This is a genomic window from Streptomyces naganishii JCM 4654 (assembly GCF_014650575.1).
In the GTDB taxonomy this organism is placed as follows: domain Bacteria; phylum Actinomycetota; class Actinomycetes; order Streptomycetales; family Streptomycetaceae; genus Streptomyces; species Streptomyces naganishii.
In genome coordinates this window covers 174,078-181,501 of record NZ_BMVF01000016.1, presented here as the reverse complement: position 1 = coordinate 181,501, position 7,424 = coordinate 174,078, and the positions used below count along the sequence as shown (strand labels likewise).

The 7,424-nt window shown below is 66.1% G+C and carries 6 protein-coding genes; all 6 read right to left on the bottom strand.

Annotated features, from left to right (window positions below; all coding sequences use genetic code 11):
• Nucleotides 1-55 precede the first annotated feature (55 nt).
• A complete protein-coding gene (locus IE217_RS26420) occupies nt 56-541 on the bottom strand; it encodes a DUF2563 family protein (RefSeq protein ID WP_190180455.1) in 486 nt (161 codons plus the stop codon).
• 227 nt (nt 542-768) lie between these two features.
• Nucleotides 769-1,233, bottom strand: coding sequence for a hypothetical protein (locus IE217_RS26415; RefSeq protein WP_190180454.1), 465 nt, complete (start codon nt 1,231-1,233; stop codon nt 769-771).
• Nucleotides 1,234-1,316: 83 nt separating this feature from the next.
• Nucleotides 1,317-3,320 carry a hypothetical protein gene (locus IE217_RS26410; RefSeq protein ID WP_229865622.1) on the bottom strand — a complete coding sequence of 668 codons (2,004 nt, stop codon included), beginning with the start codon at nt 3,318-3,320 and terminating at the stop codon, nt 1,317-1,319.
• A 52-nt stretch (nt 3,321-3,372) separates the two neighbouring features.
• Nucleotides 3,373-3,741 carry a hypothetical protein gene (locus IE217_RS26405; protein WP_190180452.1) on the bottom strand — a complete coding sequence of 123 codons (369 nt, stop codon included), beginning with the start codon at nt 3,739-3,741 and terminating at the stop codon, nt 3,373-3,375.
• A gap of 192 nt (nt 3,742-3,933) precedes the next feature.
• Entirely contained in the window at nt 3,934-5,127 is a 1,194-nt protein-coding gene (tuf, locus tag IE217_RS26400; RefSeq protein WP_190180451.1) for an elongation factor Tu, read from the bottom strand.
• Between the two features lie 165 nt (nt 5,128-5,292).
• Nucleotides 5,293-7,419: an elongation factor G gene (gene fusA / locus IE217_RS26395; protein ID WP_190180450.1), complete on the bottom strand. Its 2,127-nt coding sequence runs from the start codon at nt 7,417-7,419 to the stop codon at nt 5,293-5,295.
• Nucleotides 7,420-7,424: the final 5 nt, after the last annotated feature.

Genomic DNA, 7,424 nt, shown 5'->3' with positions numbered 1-7,424 from the left:
TGACTCATGCCCTCGAAGGACGTACCACCACCAGAGCCAGAACCCTCGCCCACCATCAGATCGAGCCGCCCGCGTCGCCCGTCGGCGACTGCTCGGTATGCGGCGACTTGGTTCCGGCGTCGTGGCTGTGCTGGGGCAGGGAGGGATCGTAGTTCCCGCCGTAGTTCTTCCTCGCCTCGGCGCTGATCGCCGCCATGCGGTGGCGGGTGTCCAGGTCGATGTTCTGGTAGCCCTTGTGCGAGGCCATGACGGCGATGCCCATGCCCTCCATGGAGTCGGACAGCAGCTTCGACAGTGTCTCCAGCTCGCTGATCACCGTCTCGTACGCCGTGTAGAGGCCGGCGGCCTCGGCCCATGAGCCGCCCCCGCCGCCGAACTGGTGGCGGGCCAGCTGGGACTGTCCGACCTTCGTCGGGCCGGCGTCCGAGCCCTTCAGGTCGCGGATCAGGTCGTCCACTCGCTTCTGGAACTTCGTGAACGACGACAGTTCCATGGCCATGTCGGCCTGGGCGCCTACCGCGGCGCTCAGGGCGCCGGACATGCCTGCTAGGCCGGACAGCAACGACGGCGGCTGGTCGGCCGCTCCGGACCCGGCATCGCTCGGCAACACAACGTCCTCCCCCGTGCGTTCGTAAAGCGGAAGCCTCGGTGACAACTCTATCTACGAGCAGTGACACATCTCCGTCGGGGCGTGCCCTCGCGTGAGGGATACGGCCAACGTCACATCATCCAAGTCGCTTGTGGCGAGCGGGACATGAGTGCACGTACTCATGTCTGCGGCGAGGGGCTCGTCCGCTCGCAGCCGAGCGTCCTGACCGTGGCGGGGAAGTAGGCACGCATGAACTTCTCGATGTCCTTGCGGTGAGTTGGGTCAGCTGGGCTCAACTGGGGCAACCGAAAGGTCAATGTGAAGTAGTTTTTGCCTCTGAAATTACAAGGCGCTGTCGAGATGCCGCCATTGTTACCAACGGCGCTAGTTTTGTCGACGTTTCGCAACTGTTCGATGCGGAGCAGCAACTCGCGGGATTCCGCGAAATGGGTCACGTCTGGAGCTTCAACGGTCCAATAGAAGTTAAGTTCAAGCACCGGGTCACGCCCGGAGAGCAGGAGACAAGGGGCTGATGTGGCACGGTTTGCATCGACTCGACTGAACTCGCGCAGACCTCGAACGGAGGGAAAAAGCGAACGCACGACACCACCATCAATACGCGTCCCGCAAATCGTGCTGGGCACACCGCCCACAACAGGACTGCAACTCGCAACGAGGGCCGACAGAAGGACCCAGAACATGCGTGAACACGCGCGGACAGGTAAGGTCATTTCAGCCGCTCTCCGGACATTCCTCGAGCGTGCGTCATTCCGTCTACCGCAGAACGATTGATCTGCGCCTGCGCTTCAAACTCTGAGTCACGTCTCCCTCGATCTACTCTGGTCCACTCATCGGAAAGCGCCATCAACTGCCCATTTCTTTTTGAGTAGGACTGAATGTTCTCATCCGCCTGCCCCTCATCCAGCCTCCTCTGCTCATCCTCCATCCACTTCCCCGTCACGTAATCGAACCCCTCCTGCACGTCCCCGCTCACGACCGGGATGTAGCTGATGGCCTTGTCGATCAGGGGCTTGGTTTCGAAGGTGGCTTGTTGGGGGTCGCCCTGGGACTGGATGCGGGCCTCTTCCAGGAAGCCGACTGTTCGGCCGGCCCGGATCAAGGGTTCTGTGGAGCGGGAGGGGTCCTGGTGGATGGCTGAGACCAGGGCCTGGTTAAGGCCGCCGTTCAGCGTGGCGTAGGCGTCCTTGTCCTTGGAGATCTGTTTCGTGACCTCGAAGAGTTCGTCCTGTTTCAGGGGGGACTTCGAGATGTCGATCTCGCTCATGGACGCGTGGACCGTCGCACCGTGGTTCACCAGGATGCCGGCCATCGGGCGGCGCAGTGCCGGGGGGAAGTCGTCGCCCTGGTCGGACAAGCAGGCGATTGCCGAATTCAGTACCGCTTCATTTTGTTTCGTGTGGGGTACGTAGTGCCCGTGTTTGTCCGAGGGGTCGATTCCGGTTGCCGCTGACTGGAGGGCGGCGCCCAAGCCCGCTCGGTTGTCCGTGTCCAAGGACGGGGTGTAGCCGGACGGCTTATCGCCTCCGTGGTCGTACAGCGTGACCTTCCAGTCGCGGTCCTTCATCAGGTATTTCATGTGGGACTCGTTGCTCAGGTAATGGGCCGCCGTCGCCGGGTCCCGGCTCATGATGCCGAGCATTCCGTCCACCGGGTCGTTCGCGAACCAGCCCTCGTGGTGGCCGGCGTACGCGCCCTTCAGGCGCCAGATTCCCGGGTTCCGCCGTTCCGCGGCGATCATGTCGTCGGTCAGGTCCTCGAGCACGCCGCGGCCGTAGCCGTGGCCCTTCCGCATCAGCGTGGCCAAGGACTGGTAGCCCACCGCCTTGTCCAGGCGGGCTCCCTGAGCGTCGGTCGCGTAGTGCGCCACGCCCGCGTGGCGCATGCCCGTGCGCCAGTGGCGGTACCACTGCGAGTTTGTGTTCCGCGTCGCCGTCGCCAGCGTGTCGGCCAGGCCGGTTTCGAGGGTCGCGTACCTCTGCGCGTCGTGGCCTGGGCGGACGTGGGACAGGTCGTTCAGCTCGTTGGTCAGGCGGATCGTGCCCGCCGGGCCCAGGTCGTCCAGCACCGTTCGGGAGAACGCCTCGTCGCCGCTGTTGTCTCGGAACGTCCGCTCCAGTTCGGCCAGTTCGGCACCCGACAGGTGGCCGCCCCTGCTCAGCTTCGTCAGCGTGTTCCGCGCCGCCTGGGCCTCGTACCTCTCGATGTCGCCGAGCGCGCCGCCGTTGAAGCCCCTGCCGCCCGCCGGCACGTCCGAGTCGACCGTCACCGCGGCCAGCGCGATGTGCACACCCGTGTCGGCGTCCGTCATCTCACGGACCACCTTGTCGATCCGGTCCTGCCAGGAACGTACGGCCGACTCCGGATGGTGCGGCCCGTCCGCGGTCACCAGTCCCCGCTCCGACACCCTCAGCCCGGCCGCCACCGCCTCCGCGCACACCGTCCTCAGCCTCGCCCGCAGCGCGGTGAACTGGGTGTGCGCGTCCCGCAGCAGTGACGCGACCGCCCTCGCCTCCGTCCGGGCGTACTGGAACTCCTTGAGGGTGACCGTGAAGCGCGCGCTCGCGGCCTCCGCGCTCAGGCCCGTCCAGGTGCGGCCCATCGCGATGCCGTGGACCTCGCGCCCGTAGGCCTTCCCCTGGTTCTCGAACTCCGCCGCCATCGCGTCCCAGCGGTCGGCCGCCGTGGTGAGTGCGGAGAAGTTCGTGCTCATGATTTCGTGGTACGTCGGCATGGCTGTCCCCGTTCCCTGCGCCCCTCGCGCGTCAGAACCCGTCCAGTACCGAGATCTCGCGCAGCGTCGAGCCCGTCGCCAGGTCCGTGCTCGTCAGGATCCGGTTGGTGCTCCGCAGCGCGTCCCGCTCCGTGCTCAGGCGGTCCATCAGGTCGCGGACCTGGTCCGTCCACCTGTGGTGGGCCTTCCTCAGGGCGGCCGAGGTCAGCCAGCCCGCCCCGTCGCGTGCGCCGAAGGCGGTCACCGCCGCGGCCGTGTCCTCGTCGGCCCACTCCCCCGCCCTGCGCGTGCCGGGGGCGATGCCGGTCTCGATGGACAGTGCGGCGGCCCGCTTCTCGGCCGGCGAGGACGCCAGGTCCCTTGCGCTGCCCGGCCCTCCGTGCGGTCCAGCGTCCACCATTCCCCCTGACCTCGCTCGATACGGTCCCTTCGACCCCTTCGACTCATCAACCGCCGCCAGCCCCCCTTCGTCACGCTCCCCCGGCGTGTCGCTCGGGGCCGCCCCCTCCCGCGCATGCGAAAGGGCCCGTACGACCGAAGTCGTACGGGCCCTTTCAGGAGCTCAGCTCACGCTGATGCTACCTGGCCGCGATCACTTGTTGATCTTGGTGACCTGGCCGGCGCCCACGGTGCGGCCACCCTCACGGATGGCGAACTTCAGGCCCTCCTCCATGGCGACGGGCTGGATGAGCTCCACCTTCATCTCGGTGTTGTCACCCGGCATGACCATCTCGGTGCCCTCGGGGAGGGTCACGACGCCGGTCACGTCCGTCGTACGGAAGTAGAACTGCGGGCGGTAGTTGTTGAAGAACGGGGTGTGGCGGCCACCCTCGTCCTTCGACAGGATGTAGGCCTGGGCCTCGAACTCGGTGTGCGGGGTGACCGAGCCCGGCTTGATGATGACCTGGCCGCGCTCGACGTCCTCGCGCTTGATGCCGCGGAGCAGCAGACCGACGTTCTCACCGGCCTGGCCCTCGTCGAGCAGCTTGCGGAACATCTCGATGCCGGTGACCGTGGTGGTGGTCTTCTCCGGCTTGATGCCGATGATGTCCACGGTCTCGTTGACCTTGAGGACACCACGCTCGATACGGCCGGTGACGACCGTACCGCGACCGGTGATCGTGAAGACGTCCTCGATCGGCATCAGGAACGGCTTGTCGACGTCGCGCTCCGGCTCCGGGATCGCGGTGTCGACGGCGTTCATGAGGTCCAGGACGGACTGCGTCCACTGCGCGTCGCCCTCGAGGGCCTTCAGCGCGGAGACACGGACGACCGGAAGGTCGTCGCCCGGGAACTCGTACTCGGAGAGAAGCTCACGGACCTCGAGCTCGACGAGCTCCATGATCTCCTCGTCGTCCACCATGTCGGCCTTGTTCAGGGCGACGACGATGTACGGAACGCCGACCTGGCGGGCCAGGAGCACGTGCTCCTTGGTCTGCGGCATCGGGCCGTCGGTGGCGGCGACCACCAGGATCGCGCCGTCCATCTGGGCGGCACCGGTGATCATGTTCTTGATGTAGTCCGCGTGACCCGGGCAGTCGACGTGGGCGTAGTGACGCGCCTCGGTCTGGTACTCGACGTGCGCGATGGAGATGGTGATACCGCGCTGGCGCTCCTCGGGAGCCTTGTCGATGTTGTCGAACGGGGTGGCCTCGTTCAGCTCCGGGTACGCGTCGTGCAGCACCTTGGTAATGGCGGCCGTGAGGGTCGTCTTACCGTGGTCGATGTGACCGATGGTGCCGATGTTGACGTGCGGCTTAGTCCGCTCGAACTTCGCCTTCGCCACTGGGGTCCTCCTGTGGAGTGGTTCTGTACGCCTTACTTCATCGGCGCCAGGTGATCTTTGCTGGATGGCCCGGATCCCCGGGGCATTCCTCCCGCTTCGCTACGGAAGAGGTGGAATGCCCCTCGAGGCTCCGGAGTCAAGCCTAAGGGCTGGAACTCGGCTGAGTTACTCGCCCTTGGCCTTCGCGATGATCTCCTCGGCGACGTTCCGCGGAACCTCGGCGTAGGAGTCGAACTGCATGGAGTAGCTGGCCCGGCCGGACGTCTTGCTGCGCAGGTCGCCGACGTAACCGAACATCTCCGAGAGGGGCACGAGGCCCTTCACGACGCGGGCACCCGCCCGCTCCTCCATGGCCTGGATCTGGCCACGGCGGGAGTTGATGTCGCCGATGACCTCGCCCATGTAGTCCTCGGGCGTGGTGACCTCGACGGCCATCATCGGCTCGAGGAGAACCGGGCTGGCCTTGCGCGCGGCCTCCTTGAAGGCCTGCGAGCCGGCGATCTTGAACGCGAGCTCGGAGGAGTCCACCTCGTGGTAGGCGCCGTCGAGCAGCGTCACGCGCACACCGGTCATCTCGTAGCCGGCGAGGATGCCGAACTGCATGGCCTCCTGCGCACCGGCGTCGACCGAGGGGATGTACTCCTTCGGCACGCGGCCACCGGTGACCTTGTTGATGAACTCGTACGAGGTGTCGCCACCCTCGATCGGCTCGATCGCGATGATGACGCGAGCGAACTGGCCGGTGCCACCCGTCTGCTTCTTGTGGGTGAACTCGACCTTCTCGACGGCCTTGCGAATGGTCTCGCGGTACGCGACCTGCGGCTTGCCGACGTTGGCCTCGACCTTGAACTCGCGCTTCATGCGGTCGACGAGCACCTCGAGGTGAAGCTCGCCCATACCGCCGATGACGGTCTGGCCGGTCTCCTCGTTGGTGTGCACCTGGAAGGAGGGGTCCTCCTCCGCGAGACGCTGGATGGCGACACCCAGCTTCTCCTGGTCACCCTTGGACTTGGGCTCGATCGCGACCTCGATGACCGGCGCCGGGAAGTCCATGGACTCCAGGATGACCGGGTTCTTCTCGTCCGCCAGCGTCTCACCGGTGGTGGTCTGCTTCAGGCCCATGACGGCGACGATGTCGCCGGCGCCCACCGACTCGATCTCCTCACGCTTGTTGGCGTGCATGCGGTAGATCTTGCCGATGCGCTCCTTGCGGCCCTTGACGGAGTTCAGCACGGCGGTGCCGGACTCCAGACGGCCGGAGTACACGCGGACGAAGGTGAGCTTGCCGAGGTGCGGGTCGCTCATGATCTTGAACGCCAGGGCGGCGAGCGGCTCGTCGTCGGACGGCTTGCGCGTCACGACCTTCTCCGCGTCCCGGACGTCGTGGCCCTCGATGGCCTCGACGTCGAGCGGGGAGGGCAGGTAGCGCACGACCGCGTCGAGCAGCGGCTGGACACCCTTGTTCTTGAAGGCGGTGCCGCAGAACACGGGGGTGACCGTGGTGCCGGTGCCCTTGCCGGAGGCGATGGTGATACGGCGGATCGCCGCGTACAGCTGCTCCACGGAGGGCTCGGTGCCCTCCAGGTACAGCTCCATCAGCTCCTCGTCGTTCTCCGCGACGGCCTCGAGCAGCTTGCCGCGCCACTCCTCGGCGGCCTCGGTGTGGGTGTCCGGGATGTCGACGATGTCGTACATCTCGCCCTTGGTGGCCTCGGCGGACCACACGAAGGCCTTCATCGTCACCAGGTCGACGACGCCCTTGAAGTCCGCCTCGGCGCCGATCGGCAGCTGCATGACCAGCGGCTGGGCGCCCAGACGGTCGGAGATCATGTCGACACAGCGGTGGAACTCGGCACCGGTGCGGTCGAGCTTGTTGACGAAGCAGATCCGCGGAACGCCGTAGCGGTCCGCCTGACGCCACACCGTCTCGGACTGGGGCTCGACGCCGGCGACGCCGTCGAACACCGTCACGGCACCGTCGAGCACGCGCAGGGAACGCTCCACCTCGACGGTGAAGTCGACGTGGCCCGGCGTGTCGATGATGTTGATGGTGTGATCGACGTCTTCCAGCGGCCAGTGGCAGGTGGTGGCAGCAGAGGTGATCGTGATGCCACGCTCCTGCTCCTGCTCCATCCAGTCCATGGTGGCAGCGCCGTCGTGGACCTCACCGATCTTGTAGGACACACCGGTGTAGAACAGGATCCGCTCGGTGGTGGTCGTCTTGCCCGCGTCGATGTGGGCCATGATCCCGATGTTGCGGACCCTGGCCAGGTCAAGTGAAGTGGTAGCCATAAGGC